Raw genomic sequence first — 18,186 nt, 5'->3', positions numbered from 1 at the left:
CTACGTTCACGTCGACCTCCCTCGGTGTCGGCATGAGGCAGAGGACATCCGCAGCATCTATGCGGATCTCACAGACGCAATCCCCAGTGTCCATGGCTCGACATTCCACATAGTTGACCTCTTCATGAATGCTGGCCACAAGGAAGAGGCGATACTTACGTCCCGCGATCTCTACTACCCTCATCCGAGGAACCCTTCGAATGTGAGCCCGCCTCCGCGCATACTCCAGCGTGCACCGTAGCTACCGTCCGGATGCCAGATGTCGCGAACCGTACCTCCATAGTGCGCCGAGGCAGAACCCACTGTGTCTGTACTACCTGGATTGGTCAGCAACTCAAGGACCATGTTGTCGCCCATTTCAGTGCGCTCCGAATCCGAAGCAAGAGTCGGGAACTTACTCGCATGAACCGGCCCTCGACTGGGGTCCGCATGCTTCTGCAATGCCCTCCCAGCATTGCTTTGACCGCGAGCGATTTTTCCGGTACGAGTATCGATTTTGGCCTTCTTGTAAGGCCCAGTCGCTGCATCGGCAAGCTCGTCAACGGAAGCGTTTCCACAATTATGAACCAGGACCGGCGTGGCGCCCGCCAGCACATAGTACGTATGCAGGCCGGCGATGGTGAGGTCGTAGGTGACCGCGGTGCTGTGGTAGTTGCGGACATTGGTGACAGCGGCGTAGGTGCCGTCGGGTTCGCGGAGGTGGGTTCCCCGGGTGAGGTGGGAGGCTTCGACCCACTGGCCTGTGGTGGCGTCCCAGAAGGGGTGGTGCCAGGTGGTGGTGAGGGTCGCGCTGTGAGCACCGGCTTGGTTCTTGCCGGGCTTGGTGGGCCGGATCGTGAGGTTGGTGAAGTCGCGGTCGGTCGTGGTCTTGATGACGCGTTCGACGGTGTGGGCGGCGGTGACTCCGGTCTGGGGGTCGGTGGCTTCGACCTTGTCGCCGGGCTTGATGTCCTTGATGGGCTCGCTGTGGCCGTCGGCTTTCAGGACGGGGGTGGTGCCGATGAAGCTGTGGGGAACCTCCGCCTCTTCCTCACACGCCTCCCCCACTCTCTCGGCGACGGACGCCCCGTCGTCCTCAGCCGCTTCCAGCGCTGCTACTTCGAGTTCGTCCTCACCACCGGTGGCGACGAAACCGAGGACGAGTGTTCCTGCCTTGACACATCCGCTGAGGGTGGGGTTCGTGGCGCAGCCGACTACGTCCTTCGCGCCCGAGTAGTCGTAGGCGACGCTGGCGGCCTTCTTGAGATAGGAAGTCCAGCTGATGCCGGACGACTTCTTCTTGGGCTTCGGCTGCGGATGCGTCGCCTGGTAGTAGTAGGCGTCCCAGTCCCGGTTGTAGTCGCTGAGATAGTTCTGGTACTTCTGCGTGGATTTGCCGTGGCTGTCGGTGTAGCCCTCGTCGTGCATCCAGTCCTGGAGCACATGCGCGTTGCCGAACGACCCGAACTGCGGGTCGACGAGCATCTGGCCGGTGGGGTCGGAGTTGGTGACGGGGTCGTTGCCGGCGTAGTCGTAGCCGCCGAGCTGGGTGGGAGACGTGGTCTCCAGGACGGGGTCGGCGGAGATGAAGCGACCGGTGCTGGGGTCGTACTCGCGGGCGCCGAGGTTCTCCAGGCCGGTTGACGTGTCGGGGGTGCCGCCGATGTAGCCGTCGTCGCCGGGCCAGTTCGAGGGCGGGGTGCCGCGGTCCTGGCCGAAGGGCAGGTAGGCGCGGCGGGTGACCGCGTAGGTCAGGTAGTCGACGGCGAGGGTGTCGGTGCCCTGCCGGTCCGGGATGAGGTACTGGATGTCGCCGTTGCTGGAGTGCTCGGCGACGGTGGTGCCGCCCAGGGTGATGTAGCGGGTGCCGCTGATGGCCTGCGTGGAGGTGTTCTCCACGATCTGGTCGCCGTCGACGAAGAGGGTGGCCTGTCCGGGGTCGGCGCGCAGGACGAGGTTGCCGTCGGTGTCGTAGAGGTAGCTGGTGGTGCCGCCGGTGGCGGTGTCGGAGACGGACGCGAGGTCGCCCTGGTCGTCCCAGCTCATGGTCTGGGTGCCGGCCTGGCTGGTGACGGTGGCCTCGTTGCCGGAGTCGTCGTAGGTCAGGCTCTCCGTCCGTGCCGTCGCTCCGGGCCCGGTCGCGGTCGTCTTGGTCAGGGTGTGCGGCTGGTCGGAGCCCGAGCCCTGAGCCGGGTAGTCGTACGTGGTGGTCGTGTCGTCCGCGGTGTTGCCCGCGGTGTCGTGGTCGGTCTGGGTCTTGCGGTCGCCGGCCGCGTCGTAGGTCCAGGACTGCCAGTAGGGCTGCGGGCCGCCGACGGTGGAACTGTCACCCGGGCTCGGGGACTTGGCGCACTGGTCGGTGGCGGTCCAGGCCTGGGCGAGGCGGGTGGCGTAGTCGTACGTGTAGCACTGGGTGTCGGTGGTCGCGCCGCCGTTCTGCTTGTCCGTGGTCGAGGTGACCAGCCCGGCACCGGCCGAGACACCGCCGGTGGCGGGATCGCTGCTCCCGTAGGAGTAGCCGGTGTCGTCGATCACCGTGGACGAGGCGAGGTCGGTGGTCTTGGTGTCGGTGAGCCGCTGGGTCTGCTGGTCGTAACCCAGCGTGTCGTAGACGGAGTTGGCGCCGCCGCCCATCGTGTACTGAAGCGGTTTGCCGAGCTCGTCGTAGCCGACCGCTTGTACATAGGTCCAGTTGTTGCCCGTGCCGTAGGCGCCCGCGGCGCTGGTCGGCTCGCCGTACTTGTCGTAGCCGTAGGTGACGTTCTCACCGGCCAGGGAACCGATGGCGGGGTAGCTCCGGGAAGCTTCCAGGCCCGCGACGGCGGTGTAGCCGGTGGTGGTGACGTAGCCGGCGGAGGGTGCCAGGGCCGCCTCGTTGGCGGGCAGGTTGGCGAGGGTCTCGCGCTGGGTGCCGGGCAGGCCCAGGGTGTTGTAGCTGAGGACGGTGTCGGTGACCGAGGGGCTGGTGGTGCCCTTCTGGTACGACGTGGACGCGGTCGGCAGGCCCTTCTTCAGGGTGTCGTACGTCCACGCGGCGGTCTGGTTGCCCGCGGCGGGCGCGGCGCCGCCGGTGGTGTCGTAGGTGGCCTTCTTCCGGCCGTCGAGGTCGTACTGATAGGTGGTCTGCTTGCCGCGGGCGTCGGTCACGGTGAGCAGCTGGCCGGCGTTGTCGTAGGTGGAGTCGGTGGTGCCGGTGTCCGGGTCGGTGGCCTTGGTCTGGTTGCCGAGCAGGTCGTAGGTCCAGGACCAGGAGTTGCCCGCCGCGTCCTTCTCCCCGGTCCGGTTGCCGCTCGGGTCGTAGTGGTAGGTCGTGTCGGAGTAGTCGGACGTGTCGGTGTCCGTCGGGTCCGGGGTGACGCCCGTGTGGTACTGGCGCAGGTCACTGGTGTTGCCGCGGGCGTCGGTGAACACGGACTCGGCGGTGGCGCCCTTGGGCGGGACGGTCGTCGTGACGTCGCCGCCGTAGCCGGTGGTGGTGCGCCAGGTCTCGGTGCCCAGCTTGTACGAGACCGCCGCGGTCTGACGCCCCGCGCCGTCGTAGAGGTAGCCGGTCTCGGACGGTACGTCACCGTCCTGGGCCAGGACCGGCGTCGGGGAGAGCGCGAGCTTCGCGTAATAGGGATCGGTCACCTTGGCCTTGAGGCCGTCGGTGTTGTAGACGGTGTCGGTGACGTCGACCCCGCCGTCCATGGTCGCCGACTGCGTCTCGAACTGCCGCAGCATCGCGTCGTAGATCGTTTCGCTGCTGCGGTACGACTGGTCGTCGTCAAGGGTCTGTGTCGTCACCACGGAGGGTGCGCTGTTCGAGATCGAGTAGCTGTACTTGTCGTAGGCGGACGTGATGCCCGGCTTGAAGTCGGCGGTGGCGCGGCCGAGAGCGTCGTACTGGTGCTTGGTGACGTAGCCGGCCGGGTCGGTGGTCTGGAGGGTCAGGCCGCGGGCCGGGTCGAAGCTGGTCGTGGTGGCCAGGCTCATCGGGTCGGTCGTCTTGACCTGGGTGGGCTCGGCGCCCGTGGCCGGAGTGTACGCGGTGGTGGTCGTGCGGTTGTCCGCGTCGGTCGTGCTCAGGGCCCGGCCGTACGCGTCGACCTTCGTGACCGTCGACATGGTGGTGTAGGTGGGCGTGCTGCCGGTGTACGAGGACGCGTTCTGCGTCATCGTGACGTCGCCCGCCGACGGTGCCGCGCCGAAGGTGGTGGAGCCGTCGTAGAAGGTACGGGTGTCGGAGACCACGTCGTCGGGGACGGTGGGCGTCTTGTCGCAGTCGACCGAGACGGTGACGTTCTCGTCCGGCTTGTCGAAGATCCAGGCGCCGGTGTTGTCGTCGTAGGTGACGGTGGCGCACTGGTCGTCGTCGGCGGTGGAGACGTCGCCGAGGTCGTCGGTCTTGGTGATGCGGCCCCGGTCGTCGTGCGTGTAGTCGGTCTCGGTCTCACGGGTGGAGCCGTCGGCGAGCGGGGTGTAGACCCGCTCCTCGCTCTGGCCGGTGAGGAAGGCCTGGCTGTCGGGGAGGCCGCCACCGAGCTTCTGGGTGGCCTGTGCGGCGGAGGTCCACGGGTCGGTGACGGTGTCGCCGACGACCTTGCCGCTGCCGCTTCCGTCGTACTGGACGGTCTCGTACGGCATGCCCGCGTACTGGTTCAGGTCCTTGACCGCGGGATCGCCCCGGCTGTCGGTGACCGTGGCCGAACGGGTGCCGCCGCTGGGCAGGGTGTCGCCGTCCATGCCGCGGAAGTAGGTGTAGTCGGTCTCGGTCACCGGGTCGGGTGCCGTGCCGACGGTCACCTTCATGCCCGCGAAGCCGCGGAACTGGTTCCAGGTGCGCTGCTTGTCCGGGGTGAGCGAGTTGTCGTCGTAGTGCCAGGCGGGCGTCCCGACCGGGGTGTAGTGCGTGGCGATGGTGTCGTTGATGCCGAGCGGTTTGCCGTCGGCGTCCTTGAGGGTGGGGTCCTGCTGGGTGACACCCGTGACGATGTACTTGTTGAAGTAGTCCTTGACCGGGTCGGTCTGTCCGGTGGGGACCCAGTAGGCGGGGTAGCACAGCTTCGCGTTGGTGCTGTCGTCGCTGGGTGTGGCCGAGCCGCAGGCCGCCGAGGAGTAGGCGACGTCGATCGTCTCGCCGGTCTCGGTGGTGATGGTGTTCAGCCGCTGCCGGGTGATGGGCGGATAGCCGTCGGTCACGTCGACGCGGTTGGACAGCGGCGTGCCGGTGAGGGTGAGGGGCGGCATGCTCACCGGGGTGGTGGGCCCTCCGCCGCCGGTGTCCTGGCCGGTGCGGGTGATCGACGACAGCCACAGCGCCGGGGTGGTCGCGTCCCCGGTCGCGGGGAAGGTGTGCGTCAGGGCGAAGGAGTCGACGTTCGTCTCCGTGGTCCCTTCCAGCACCTGGGTCTGGATGCCGGTCAGTTCCTCCTCGGACCAGAAGGTCGGCGAGGTGACGGAGCAGGTGGCGTTCTGTGCGCAGTAGAGGTCGTAGGGGACGTCCGGCCAGTTGCTCGCCGTCGAGGTGGAGAGGGTGGAGGTGTCGCAGCCCGTGGTGGAGGTGTCGCAGCGTCCCTTCACCGTGAACAGCACCTGGGCGGCGGGCGAGGTGGAGTAGACCGAGCCGTCCCGCTGGCCGTAAGTGATCTTGGTCAGGTAGCCGTCGCGGGTGTAGGGGGTGTTGGCCGTGGTCCCCTTGTCCCGCGCGTAGTAGGCCGTGTCCTTGGCGTACCAGTAGGACAGGGCGTCCTTGTGGGTGTCGACGACGTAGTCGAGGTTCCACCGGTAGGCCTGCTGGCACCAGGAGTCGGCGAAGGTGGCGTTGTAGCAGGGCTGACCCGAGGCGGTGGCGTAGACCGGCTCGGTCCACACGGAGTCGGTGGCGGTGTCCCCGGAGGCGTAGCCGGGCAGTTGGTCGAGCCCGAAGTAGTACTGCGTGCCGTCGTCGGTGGTGACGACCCAGTACTCGCCGTCGTTGTCGCCGTTGGGCGCGCCGGTCTTCAGCTGGACGCGCTCACCGGCGTCGTTCTGCGGATGCCAGTCACCGGTCGCGTCGTCCTTGACCAGCGGGGAGGCCGAGCCGCCCAGGGACATGGTGAGCGTGTTCTCGTCCGACCAGCAGTTGTCGTTGGTCTTCGTGGTGCCTGCGGGGTTCTGGTCGCAGGACTGGTAGGAGCGTTCGATGAAGCCGGGGCTGTAGTCGAAGCCGTCGCCGATCACCGACGCCTGGTTGTTGGTCGAGGAGGTCAGGCCGTCCTGGGACTGGGAGTTGTAGCCGAGGGAGACGGTCGGCTTCAGGCCGCCGGGGACGCTCGGTACGGAGACCGGGTAGGCCCAGGTGAAGGCGTCCGAGCTGCCGCCCGCCTGCCACTGGCTGGACGGGTTGAGGGAGGTCGCCGAGAAGTCGCCGCCGCCGCCGGCGGGAGCGGAGACCGCGGCGATCAGGGTGGTGGCCCGCGCTGCCGTGGCGTTGGGCTTGGCGGCCGCGCCCTTCGCCGCGGTGGCTCCGTCAACTGCCTTCGTGGGTACGGTGGTTGCCGCCGCCAGGGTGACATCACCGGTGAGCTTGTGCGCCTTGGCGTCGTCGCTGGACGCGACCGGGGTCTGCGTGCGGCAGGCCGCCTTCGTGGGCGTGGTCAGCGCGCAGGCGGGAAGCGAGACGAGGTGGAGGCGGGAGGCCCAGTCGGCGCCGAAGGCGTCGGCGAACGCGCTGGTGTCCACGGTCAGCCCGGCGTCGGCCTTCCGGGTGGCGTCCTTGGTCCGGCTCAGGCTGAGGACGACGCCGTCGACACCGGCGGCCTTTGCAACGGCCCGGGACTCGACCCGGACATCGACACTCGTCGGAGCCTGCTGTCCGGCCGTGGCGTTCCTGGTCCGGGTGCGGTGGGCCGCGGGTCCCAGCCAGACGGGGAGCGAGCCCGCGCGCACGGGCGTCGACCGGTCCGCAGAGGCGGTGGCGGAGCCGGAGGGCCAGGAGACCTTTCCGGGGTGGAAGGCCGGCATCTTCTTCGGCCGTGGGTAGTGCGAGCGCAGCCGCTCGACCGGCACGGGCTTGGTCTGCTGCGGGGTCGGCCGCTTCCCCGAAGCCGCGGCCGCGGGCAGCGCACCGGCCTGCAACAGCCCGGCGCACAGGGCGAGGACGGTCACGAGGGCGGCGGCCCAGGTATATGGCGTTACACGTCTGGACCATCCGGCGAAGAGCCGGCCGGCTCTGCCACGTCTGCGCCTACGCCCACCCGGTACCACGGTGCCCCGCCCTCACTTCGACGATCATGAACCGGAACAGTAAGTATCAGTTGACGCTGTGCACTCAACGTTCACAACTAAGGACTGACCAACTATTTGCCTGCACATGGCATGCACATTTTGGCCACAACAAGGCCGAACCATCTCCTCTCGTCAACTTCCCCCACCGGTTTGCAGGTTCGTGTGCTTTAGCGTCGACGCGGCCCGGTGATCTCCGGGTCGTGACCCACAGGAGATGCCGTGACGCACTGGCACGCAGGCCGCCGCAGACGTGAAAGACCTCGCCCGACACCCCTCTCGAAAGCCGCCGTTGTGGGCACCGTGCTCGCAGCGGCCCTCGCCACCCCGGCGGTACCCGCGGTCGCCGCCGTACCGTCGGACGTCTCCGGGAGCACGGCGAACTACTCGTCCGGACAGCCCGCCCCGGTCACGAACCAGCCCCCGGCCTCCCCCGACACCCCGGTCATGTCCGACGGTTACGGTCCGACGGGCGATGAGCAGCAGGCCATGCAGGCCGCGGCGGAGCAGGCGCGGTCCTCGGGCAAGCCGGTCGTGGTGAACGCGCTGACCACACCCGTGCAGCAGGTCGCGGCGCAGCCGGGCGGAGGCTTCGCGCTCACCGCCACTCCCGACCCCGTCCGGACCCGGCAGAACAACCACTGGGTCGCGGTGAACACCGGTCTGCGCAGGACGACTTCGGGCTCATGGAGTCCAAAGGCGACCGCGTACGGCAGTGTCTCCTTCTCCGGCGGCGGCACCACCCCCCTGGTCACCAGCCGTTACGACGGCGTCACCATGACCGTCAAGTGGCCCAAGCCCCTTCCGGTCCCGATCGTCAACGGCACGACGGCCACGTACCGTTCGGTCTTCCCCTCCGTCGATCTGGTGCTCACCGCCACGGCGAGCGGTGGCTTCACCGACACCCTGGTCGTCAAGTCCTTTGCGGCCGCGAAGAATTCGGCCGTGCGCGACCTCGAACTCGCGACCTCGGTGAGCGGTGGCAGGCTCGCGGCCGACGAGGGCGCGGGGCTGACTGTGCGTGACCGGCACGGCCGGGAACTCATGACAGCCGCCAGTCCGCAGATGTGGGACTCCAACACCAAGCTTCCCGCGGCCGTGTCCCGGAAGGCAGGCTCGGCGAAGGTCGCGGCGGACCCCTCCGACACCGCTCACCCGGGCCTGGCGGCACGCGTCGCGCCCGTCCGCACGAGCGCCACCTCCTCCCGCCTCGCGCTCAAGCCGGACACCCGTCTGCTCTCGGCGCGTTCGACGGTCTACCCGGTCTACATCGACCCCACGTTCAACTGGCACCCCTACGACCCGTCGGCTCCCGCGTACGACGAGGTCAAGCAGGGCTGCCCGAACAGCAAGTTCTACAACGACTCGGGCTCCGACGCGGACGGCGGACGCCTCGGCGTCGGCTACAACGCCTGGCCCGAGGGCACCTGCGGCAAGGGCAGCGAACACGCCGTCTACCAGTGGAAGCTGTCGTCGACCATCTTCGGGGCCACGATCAACAGCGCCACCGTCGAGGCCACCGAGGTCTATTCCGCCTCCTGCTCGGGTGACTACACCGTCAACCTGCACGCCTCCGGCGGCCTCGGCTCGGGCACCGACTGGAGCAACCGCCCCAAGTACAACAGCTACTCCACCTCCGCCGCGTTCGGGCGCGCCTGGAACCCCGATCTGTGCCCGTCACAGGGCAATGTGTCGAAGGGCCTGAGCGTGCTCACCCCGATCAAGAGCGCCGCCTCCGGGCATTCGACGTCGTTCACCGCGACGCTGGCCGAGGACAGCGCCGAGAGCAGCCACCTCAGCGGCGGCTTCTCCCGCTTCTCCCACAACCCGGCCCTCCAGATCGAGTACGACACCACGCCCACCGTCCCCAGCGCCTCGGGCATGTCGGCCGCGTCCGGGTCCAACATCGCCGCCTGCGACACCACCGCGCCGTACCCGTTCATGGGCAAGACCCTGGCGAGCACCCCGCCGGTGCTGCGGACGAAGGTGTCCGACAAGGACGGCGACAAGCTCCAGGCCACCTTCCAGTACTGGGTCGACGGGTCGAGCACCAAGGCCACCGGCAAGAGCGGCGACAACGTCTCCAGCGGCTCCACCGCGTCCTTCGGCCTGCCCGCCGCTTTCGTCGATTCACTGACCGACGGCACCACCGTCGACTGGCAGGCCCAGGTCACCGACGGCAAGGCGACCACCACCTTCGCCCAGTCCCCCACCTGCCACTTCACCGCCGAACCGACCGCGCCGGATGCCCCCACGGTTGCTTCCGCGGACGGCAAGTACCCGGACACGGACAATGGCGGCGGCGCCGTGTCCACCGCCGGAACCGCGGGCGACTTCACCCTGACCGGCAGCGGGGGCAGCACCCCCACCGAGTTCGTCTACTCCCTCGACGTGCCGCCGGCCACCAGCAACCCCCCGGCCGCCGAGGTCAAGAAGATCACCTCCGGCACCTCCGCCACGGTCACGGTCACTCCCCCCTCTCCCGGCCCCCACACACTGTGGGTCTACGCGGCCGACGCCGCGGGCGACGACTCCGGTACGACGGGCTACTCGTTCCTGGCCACCGGCGACAAGGGCGACTACCCGCACGCCAACTGCACCAGCCTGGCCGACTGCTACGACAATGTCGGCATCAGCTCCGACTCCACTCCCGCACAGGGCAACCTCGACGGCGACGGCAACAGCTTCTCGGCCACCGATCTGACCAACGCCGGCTGGGCCAGCGGCGGGAAGGTCACCGTCGACGGCGCCACCTTCCAACTGCCGTCCTTCGGCGCCGGAAAGCCCGACAACATCCTCGCCGCGAACCAGACCATCCCGTTCAGCGCCTCCGGCAACGCCCTGGAATTCCTGGCCACTTCGGGCTACACCAGTATCGCCACCCCCGGGGCCATCAACGGCGAGCAGACCGCGCCCTACACACCCGCGGGTATGCGGGTCAGCGGCACCTACTGCTTCGACGGCACCGATCCGCAGGGCGCATGCCCGGCCCAGGGCACCATCACGTACACCGACGGCTCCACCAAGGCGTACTACCTGACCGTGCCCGACTGGACGAATGCCGACACCAGCATCGCCGCGGTCACCCTGCCCCATGTGAACACCGCCACCACCACCAAGGCCGGCGCCCGCAACCTCTACGCCTTCTCGGTCCCCCTCGACCCGTCGAAGACCGTGGCCTCGGTGACCCTGCCGGACGTGAGCGAGCGGGCCGGCAACCACACTCAGACGCTGCACATCTTCTCCATGGCCACCCGCGACACCACGCACTCCACCCCGGAGGCCAACGGCACCGCGGCGGCGGCCCCCTCCGGCCAGTCCTGGACCGGCGCCTGGGCCAACCCCACCGAGGGTCAGTACAACTTCCAGGGCGGCGACTTCTCCAATCAGACCTTCCGCATCGCCCTGAAGCCTTCACTGTCCGGCAGCACCCTGCGGGTCAAGCTGGACAATGCGCTCGGCACCAGCAAGTTGTCCATCGGTCACGCCACCGTCGCCACCGACTCCGGATCGGGCACGCCTTCCCCGCTGCCCACCGGCACCCCCACCACGCTGAAATTCGGCGGTAGCCAGAGCGTGACCGTCCCCGCGGGCGGATCCGTCTACAGCGACCCGCTGACCTTCCCCGTCACCGCGGGCCAGTACCTGCTGGTCTCCTACCAGCTCAGCAATGACGTCCCGTACCTCGTCCAGCACTCCTTCGCGAACAACGCCTACGAGTACCTGACGGCCACCGGGGCCGGCGACAAGACGACCGACACCACCGGCACCCCCTTCGCGCAGCAATGGCAGGGCTGGTACACCGACCTGGTCACCAACCTCGACATCACCTCCTCCGGCACCCCCACCCAGGCCGTCCTCGGTGACGGTCTCGTCGACGCATTCCAGCCGAACACCCACCCCGTCACCAACGGCAGCCGCGTCTCCGACGCCCTGGCCGCCGCCGAGCCCACCACTCCGAGCCCCTACGGCACCATCGCCGAAGGCATCGAGTCCAACAGCCTGATGACCGACAACCCCCAGACCTACCAGGGCAAGGCCATCGGCGGCCCGTCGGTCCTCTCCCGCATCGACCGCGACATCCTCGACCAGCCCGGCGTCGACAACGTCGTCGTCACCGAAGGCCTGGAAGACCTCCTCGCGGGCACCGGCAGCGACGACCTGGAGGCCAACGGATACACGGCCCTCATCCAGCAGCTCCAGGGCTGGGGCATCACCTCCACCCTCGCCTCCCTCACCCCCTGCGAGGGCTACGCCGGTGACGGCGCCACCCCCAACGACCCCTGCACGACGGACATCGACTCCGGCCGCCAGGACGTCAACGCCTGGCTCGACAGCCAGTACAACCCCTGGGACCCCAGCATCCCGCTCGTCTACTACGCCGATTTCGACGGCGCCGTAGCGGTCACCGACGCGACCACGGGCGAGGAGAAGCTCAGCGCGAAGGCCGACACCGGTGACCACGTCAACCTGACCAACGCCGGATACGCGGCCGAGGTGAACTCGATCCTCTCCCCGCACGACACCTGGGCCCTCGACGACGGCCCCGACTCCGTCCAGGCCGCCGACACCGCCCGCACCGACACCCCGTCCACCGTCGACGACTACAGCGTGGGCAGCAGCCCCCTCACCCTGAACGGCACCACCACCTGGACCGACGACGCCACCCGGGGCGAGTCCCTCACCCTTGACGGCACCACGGCCGACGCCACCGCCCCGGGCCAGGTCCTCGACACCACCGGCAGCTATTCCGTCTCCGCCTGGGTGAACCTCTCCTCGCTGCCCACCCGCAACGCGACCGTCGCCTCCCAGCCGGGCGACCAGAACAGCCCCTTCTACCTGAAGTACGACACCGCCCACACCGGCACACCCGGCTGGTCCCTGCACTTCACCCAGACCGACACCGCCGGCCCGACCAACAAGATCGCCTACGTCTCAGGAGCCACCGCGGGCACCTGGACCCACCTGGTGGGCACCTTCGACGCCACCACGGACACCGGCCGCCTGTACGTCAACGGCAGCCTCGCCGCGACCGTCACGGGCGTCACACCGTGGGCCTCGACCGGACCCTTCACCGTCGGCAGCGCCAAATACAACGGCGCCGTCTCCGACTACCTCCCCGGCACGGTCAGCGACGTCCAAGCCTGGAACTACACCCTCGACACCGACCAGGTGACGGCCCTCTACGACCAGATCCCCTGACAGGAAGGGGCGCGACGGATCACACGTCGCGCCCCCGCCGTCGTAGTCCTCTCAGGCCTGTACGAGCCCCAGGAACGCCTGCCACGCGGTGGTCGGGACGGAGAGGGTGGGGGCGGTGGTGGGGGGCTGCTTGGAGTCGCGGATGTGGATGGTGGTGGGGCAGGTGGCGATCTCGACGCACTCGCCGCCACCGCCACTGCTGTAGCTCGACTTGTGCCAGGTGAGGGCGACTTCGAGGCACTGTCCGCCATCGCCGGTGCTGTAGCTGCTCTTGAACCAGGTCAGGTCCGACGGCTTTGTGACGTTCATGTCTCTCCAAGCACCTTCTCTACGAGGGCCAGCGAATGTCGTGGGGTCAGGGCCTGTGCACGCAGGATGCCGTACCGCTCCTCCATCTCCCTGACCGTCTGAGCGTCGGAGTAGAGGCGGCTGCCCTTGTGAGCGTCCGCGTAGGCGAACCTGCGCCCCTTCGCCGTGTCAATCAAGGTGAAGGTACCAAACAGCGCCACGTGCTCCTCCCGGTCGTTCGGCAGGACCTGGATCTCCACGTTACGCCGTTGCCCGATGAGCAGGATCTGCTCCAACTGGCCCCGCGTAACCTGCAGTCCACCCAGACGCTTGTACAGAAGGGACTCCTCCAACACGAAGCTGATGGTTGGCGTGGACTTCCGCTCGAAGATCTCTTGTCGAGCCAGCCGCGCGACGACTCGCTGTTCGATCGTCTCTTGGTCCAGCAGAGGCCGCCACATCGTGAACACGGCCCGCGCATACTCCTCCGTCTGCAACAGGCCGTTGAACACCAGCGCGTCGTACACGTGCAGCCCGACCGCTTCTCTCTCCAGCTTCGCCGCGTCCTGAAACGTCGCCGGATACTGTGCCCTCTCCATGTCCTCGATGAAGTCGATCAGTATCCCGCCCGCGTCCAGCACCCCATCCGCCTGCCGAATGAACTTCGCGTTCGGGATCCGCCTGCCCACCTCGTACGACGTGATCGTCGCGGCCGAGTAACCCGTACGGCGGCCCAACTCGGCCCGCTCCATGCCCGCTTGGACGCGCAGCCGCTTCAACACCCGCCCGAAGACGAGTGGAATGCCCGAGCCCGTTGCTTCCTGGCCATCCTGCTCTTCCTGTGCTTCCTCGCTCATGTACACCCCCAATGCCTGTGCGCCACCCTCGGTCACGGTGCGCTCGTGTACAGCGGCACCTCGCCCTTGTACAACGCCTGGTGGTCCTGGTGCGGCCGCTGTTCAACGCTACTGAGCGTGCGGGACCGTAACCGCGTGAAATCAGAAATCTCCACCCAGGAATTCGCCATGCGCTTCACCTCCACCCCGCGCGGCGCGCGGCTCGCCCGGCGGCTGGTGTCGTTGCGGCTGGACGAGTGGGGGCACCCGTACGACAGCCGGGTCAACGAGGCCGTCACGCTGATCTCGGCCGAGTTCGCGGCCAACGCCGTACAGCATGGGCGCGTACCCGGGCGGGACTTCCATCTGCGGCTCGCCGGGGGTGAGGACGTCGTACGCCTGGAGGTCTCGGACACGCTGACCGAGCGGCTACCCGAGCGGCGGGCTCCGAGCGGGGAGGGCGGGCGGGGGCTGATCCTGGTGGAGGCGCTCGCGGACAAGTGGGGGGTGGCGCCGCGGCAGCCCGGTAAGACCGTGTGGGCGGAGGTACGGCTGAGTCCCGCCACCGAGGGGTGACGGGACTCATGATGTCGTACGGGTCAGCCCGCGACGGAGACCGAGGGCTCGCCGGACTCCACGCCCTCGTCCTGCATCTTCTCGGCCAGCTTCATGGCCTCCTCGATGAGGGTCTCCACGATCTTGGACTCGGGGACGGTCTTGATGACCTCGCCCTTGACGAAGATCTGGCCCTTGCCGTTGCCGGAGGCGACGCCCAGGTCGGCCTCGCGGGCCTCGCCGGGGCCGTTGACGACGCAGCCCATGACGGCGACGCGGAGCGGGACGTCCATGCCGGTGAGGCCCGCGGTGACCTCTTCGGCGAGCTTGTAGACGTCGACCTGGGCGCGGCCGCAGGACGGGCAGGAGACGATCTCCAGGCCGCGCTGGCGCAGGTTCAGGGACTCCAGGATCTGGGTGCCGACCTTGACCTCCTCGACCGGCGGGGCCGAGAGGGAGACGCGGATGGTGTCGCCGATGCCCTCGGAGAGCAGCGCGCCGAAGGCGACGGCCGACTTGATGGTGCCCTGGAAGGCGGGGCCGGCCTCGGTGACGCCGAGGTGCAGGGGATAGTCGCACTGCGCGGCGAGCTGGCGGTACGCCTCGATCATGACGACCGGGTCGTTGTGCTTGACCGAGATCTTGATGTCGCGGAAGTCGTGCTCCTCGAAGAGGGAGGCTTCCCACAGGGCGCTCTCGACCAGCGCCTCCGGGGTGGCCTTGCCGTACTTCTGGAGCAGGCGGCGGTCCAGCGAGCCCGCGTTCACGCCGATGCGGATCGGGGTGCCGTGCTCCTTGGCGACCTGGGCGATCTCCTTGACCTGGTCGTCGAACTTCTTGATGTTGCCCGGGTTCACGCGGACCGCGGCGCAGCCGGCCTCGATGGCGGCGAAGACGTACTTGGGCTGGAAGTGGATGTCCGCGATCACCGGGAGCTGGGACTTGCGCGCGATGGTGGCGAGCGCGTCGGCATCGTCCTGGGTGGGGCAGGCCACGCGGACGATCTGGCAGCCGGAGGCGGTCAGCTCGGCGATCTGCTGGAGGGTGGCGCCGATGTCGGACGTGCGGGTCGTGGTCATCGACTGGACCGATACGGGCGCGTCTCCGCCGACCGCCACGCTTCCGACCTGGATCTGCCGGCTCTTGCGGCGCTCGGCGAGCTTGGTCGGTACGGACGGCATGCCGAGAGAAATCGCAGTCATCTGCTGTGCAACCCCAAGTCGTGGATCAAGATCCGGCCCCGTGCTACGGCGGGCTCCGGCATCCGAGATTACGGCACCGGCGCGTGCGCGGGCACATCCCACCCGGGAAACCCCCTCATTGGGGGGCGTCCGGACGCCGCACGGGAAGCGGCCCGGAACCCCAGGGTCCCGGGCCGCCATGAACGCCGGATGGCTAGGAGATTTTCACCGGGTTCACCACGTCCGCGATCAGCACCAGGACGGTGAAGCAGACGAAGATCCCGGCCACCACGTACGCCACCGGCATCAGCTTGGCCACGTCGAAGGGGCCCGGGTCCGGGCGGCGCAGCACCCGGGCCAGGTTGCGCCGCAGCGCCTCCCACAGGGCGCCGGCGATGTGGCCGCCGTCGAGCGGGAGCAGCGGGAGCATGTTGAACAGGAACAGCGAGAGGTTGAAGCCGGCGAGCAGCATCACGAACATCGCCACCTGCTGGGAGGCGGGGATGTCCAGGGTGGCGATGTCGCCGGTGATGCGGGCCGCGCCGACGATGCCCATCGGGGAGTCCGGCTGGCGCGGGGCGTTGTCGAAGGCCGCGTCCCACAGGGCCGGGATCTTGCCGGGCAGGGCGGCGAGGGAGTCGACGGCGTCGCCGACCCGGTCGCCCATCCAGGTCACCGAGTCGCCGAAGCCCTGCTTCTGCACGCCGGTGGCGGGGCTGAAGCCGAGGAAGCCGGCCTTCACGGTGCCCTCGACGTAGTTGCCGCTGGAGTCCTTCTTGGCGACCTCGTTGGTGGCGATCGTGGCGTGCAGGGTCACCTGCTCGCCCTTGCGGTCGACCACGATCGCGACGCTCTTGCCCGCGTCGGCCCGGATGAGGTCCGAAAGCGTGTTCCAGTCCTTGGTCGGGTGGCCGTCGAAGGAGACGATCCGGTCGCCCGCCTTCACGCCGGCCTTGGCCGCGGGGGACGCCGGGTCGGACTTCTTGCAGCTGTCGCGGTGCTGGCTCTGCGCGATGACGCAGGGCGAGACGGACTCCACGTGGGTGGTTTCCTTCTGGATGCCGAAGCCCATCAGCGCGACGAGGAACAGGGCGATGGCGAGCACCAGGTTCATGAACGGGCCCGCGAACATGACGATGACGCGCTTCCACGGCTTGCGCGTGTAGAACATGCGCGTCTCGTCGCCGGGCTGGAGCTCCTCGTAGGCCGCCGAGCGGGCGTCCTCGATCATCCCGCGCCACGGTGAGGTGGAACGGGCGGAGATCCGGCCCGCGTTGTCCGGCGGGAACATGCCGATCATGCGGATGTAGCCGCCGAGCGGGACCGCCTTGATGCCGTACTCGGTGTCGCCCTTCTTGCGCGACCACACGGTGGGGCCGAAGCCGACCATGTACTGCGGGACGCGGATGCCGAAGAGTTTGGCCGTCGACAGGTGCCCCAGCTCGTGCCACGCGATCGAGACGAGCAGACCGAACGCGAAGACCACTATGCCGAGGATGAACATCAAGGTCGTCATGCACGCGCCTCCGCGGTCGCCGTCTTGGCTGTGATCTCACGGGCCCGGGTCCGCGCCCAGGTCTCCGCTTCGAGGACGTCCGACACCGTGAGCGAAGTTCCCGTTTCCGGTGTGCCGTGTTCCTCGACGACCCGGGTGACGGTCTCCATGATCCCGTTGAAGGGCAGCGCGCCGTTCAGGAAAGCCTCGACGCACTCCTCGTTGGCGGCATTGAACACCGCCGGAGCCGTCCCCGCGAGCTCTCCGACATGCCGGGCCAGATTCACCGAGGGGAAGGCGTCGTTGTCCAGCGGGAAGAACTCCCAGGTGGACGCCTTGCTCCAGTCGAAGGCGGGCGCGGCGTCCGGAACCCGTTCGGGCCAGCCGAGACCGATGGCGATCGGGCCCCGCATGTCGGGCGGCGTGGCCTGGGCGATCGTCGAGCCGTCGGAGAACTCGACCATCGAGTGGACGTACGACTGCGGGTGCACGACCACCTCGATGCGGTCGAACGGGATGTCGTACAGCAGGTGCGCCTCGATGACCTCCAGGCCCTTGTTGACCAGGGTCGCGGAGTTGACCGTGATCACCGGGCCCATCGCCCAGGTGGGGTGGGCGAGGGCGTCCTGGACGGTGACGTTCGCGAGGTCCGCCTTGCTGCGGCCGCGGAAGGGGCCGCCGGAGGCGGTGACGACCAGCTTGCGCACATCGGCGCGGGTGCCGGCGGCGAGGGCCTGGAAGAGGGCGGCGTGCTCGGAGTCGACCGGGATGATCTGGCCGGGCTTGGCCAGCGCGGTGACCAGCGGGCCGCCGACGATCAGCGACTCCTTGTTGGCGAGCGCGAGGGTGCGGCCCGCCTCCAGGGCGGCGAGGGTCGGCGCGAGGCCGATGGAGCCGGTGATGCCGTTCAGCACGGTGTGGCAGTCGGACGCGGCCAGCTCGGTGGCCGCCTGCGGTCCGGCGAGGATCTCGGGCAGCGGCTCGCCCGGGCCGTACGCGGCGGCGAGCGCCTCGCGCAGGGCCGGTACGGCGTCCTCGCGGGCGACCGAGACGGTGCGTACCCGCAGCCGGTGCGCCTGCTCGGCGAGGAGGGCGACCCGGCCGCCGTTGGCGGACAGCGCGGTGACGCGGAAGCGGTCGGGGTTGCGCAGCACGAGGTCGATGGCCTGGGTGCCGATGGATCCGGTGGAGCCGAGGACCACCACGTCCTTGGGGCCGTCGCCGGCGAGGGGGTCGTAGACGAGGTGGGGGTCGGCGAGGGGTGCCGGACGGGCAGGGCTGTCGGTCATCCCCCCATTGTGGCCGCAAGCGGTGACGGCCCGGACAGGGTGTCCCCCTGGGGAACGTGTGTCCCCTCAGGAAGTGTGTCCGAATGAGAAGTAAGAGTGAAGATCCTGTGATAGCA

The 18,186-nt window shown here is 68.7% G+C and carries 8 protein-coding genes; 2 read left to right on the top strand and 6 right to left on the bottom strand.

Translation table 11 applies throughout. The features are described from left to right. Nucleotides 1–180: 180 nt before the first annotated feature. Nucleotides 181–7,107: an RHS repeat-associated core domain-containing protein gene (locus tag AB0N90_RS07000; protein ID WP_365193500.1), complete on the bottom strand. Its 6,927-nt coding sequence runs from the start codon at nt 7,105–7,107 to the stop codon at nt 181–183. Nucleotides 7,108–7,527: 420 nt separating this feature from the next. On the opposite strand from AB0N90_RS07000, the gene AB0N90_RS06995 reads away from it, so the two are divergent. Continuing rightward, nucleotides 7,528–12,426, top strand: coding sequence for a LamG-like jellyroll fold domain-containing protein (locus AB0N90_RS06995; RefSeq protein WP_365193498.1), 4,899 nt, complete (start codon nt 7,528–7,530; stop codon nt 12,424–12,426). Between the two features lie 51 nt (nt 12,427–12,477). Here AB0N90_RS06995 and AB0N90_RS06990 read toward each other — a convergent pair whose 3' ends face one another. Next, nucleotides 12,478–12,735, bottom strand: a complete 258-nt coding sequence (locus tag AB0N90_RS06990; RefSeq protein ID WP_365193495.1) for a DUF397 domain-containing protein — start codon at nt 12,733–12,735, stop codon at nt 12,478–12,480. After that, nucleotides 12,732–13,571, bottom strand: coding sequence for a helix-turn-helix transcriptional regulator (locus AB0N90_RS06985; RefSeq protein WP_365193493.1), 840 nt, complete (start codon nt 13,569–13,571; stop codon nt 12,732–12,734). The genes AB0N90_RS06990 and AB0N90_RS06985 overlap by 4 nt, the downstream gene beginning before the upstream one ends. Nucleotides 13,572–13,706: 135 nt before the next feature. Between AB0N90_RS06985 and AB0N90_RS06980 the strand changes: the two genes are divergently transcribed. Next, nucleotides 13,707–14,126, top strand: a complete 420-nt coding sequence (locus AB0N90_RS06980) for an ATP-binding protein (protein ID WP_232986539.1) — start codon at nt 13,707–13,709, stop codon at nt 14,124–14,126. 23 nt (nt 14,127–14,149) lie between these two features. Here the strand turns inward: AB0N90_RS06980 and ispG are convergent, their stop codons facing one another. The 3 genes from ispG to dxr all read right to left on the bottom strand — a co-directional run bounded on the left by ispG (nt 14,150) and on the right by dxr (nt 18,070). Continuing rightward, nucleotides 14,150–15,307, bottom strand: a complete 1,158-nt coding sequence (ispG, locus tag AB0N90_RS06975; RefSeq protein WP_085566817.1) for a flavodoxin-dependent (E)-4-hydroxy-3-methylbut-2-enyl-diphosphate synthase — start codon at nt 15,305–15,307, stop codon at nt 14,150–14,152. 193 nt (nt 15,308–15,500) lie between these two features. After that, on the bottom strand, nt 15,501–16,802 hold the full coding sequence (locus AB0N90_RS06970; protein ID WP_085566816.1) for an RIP metalloprotease: 1,302 nt from the start codon (nt 16,800–16,802) through the stop codon (nt 15,501–15,503). After that, nucleotides 16,799–18,070 (bottom strand): 1-deoxy-D-xylulose-5-phosphate reductoisomerase, encoded by a 1,272-nt coding sequence (gene dxr, locus AB0N90_RS06965; RefSeq protein WP_085566815.1) that lies wholly within the window; start codon nt 18,068–18,070, stop codon nt 16,799–16,801. Before dxr ends, AB0N90_RS06970 begins: the two co-directional genes overlap by 4 nt. Nucleotides 18,071–18,186: the final 116 nt, after the last annotated feature.

The sequence above is a fragment of the Streptomyces sp. NPDC093018 genome, from assembly GCF_040684035.1.
GTDB lineage: Bacteria > Actinomycetota > Actinomycetes > Streptomycetales > Streptomycetaceae > Streptomyces > Streptomyces murinus.
Note: the sequence above shows the minus strand (reverse complement) of the source record. Positions and strands in the feature narration are given on the sequence as shown.

Excerpts from the sequence above, each read along its gene's own strand:
- AB0N90_RS06985 (WP_365193493.1), bottom strand. The coding sequence starts at position 13,571 with ATGAGCGAGGAAGCACAGGAAGAGCAGGATGGCCAGGAAGCAACGGGC.
- AB0N90_RS06990 (WP_365193495.1), bottom strand. The coding sequence starts at position 12,735 with ATGAACGTCACAAAGCCGTCGGACCTGACCTGGTTCAAGAGCAGCTAC.
- ispG (WP_085566817.1), bottom strand. The coding sequence starts at position 15,307 with ATGACTGCGATTTCTCTCGGCATGCCGTCCGTACCGACCAAGCTCGCC.
- dxr (WP_085566815.1), bottom strand. The coding sequence starts at position 18,070 with ATGACCGACAGCCCTGCCCGTCCGGCACCCCTCGCCGACCCCCACCTC.
- AB0N90_RS06970 (WP_085566816.1), bottom strand. The coding sequence starts at position 16,802 with ATGACGACCTTGATGTTCATCCTCGGCATAGTGGTCTTCGCGTTCGGT.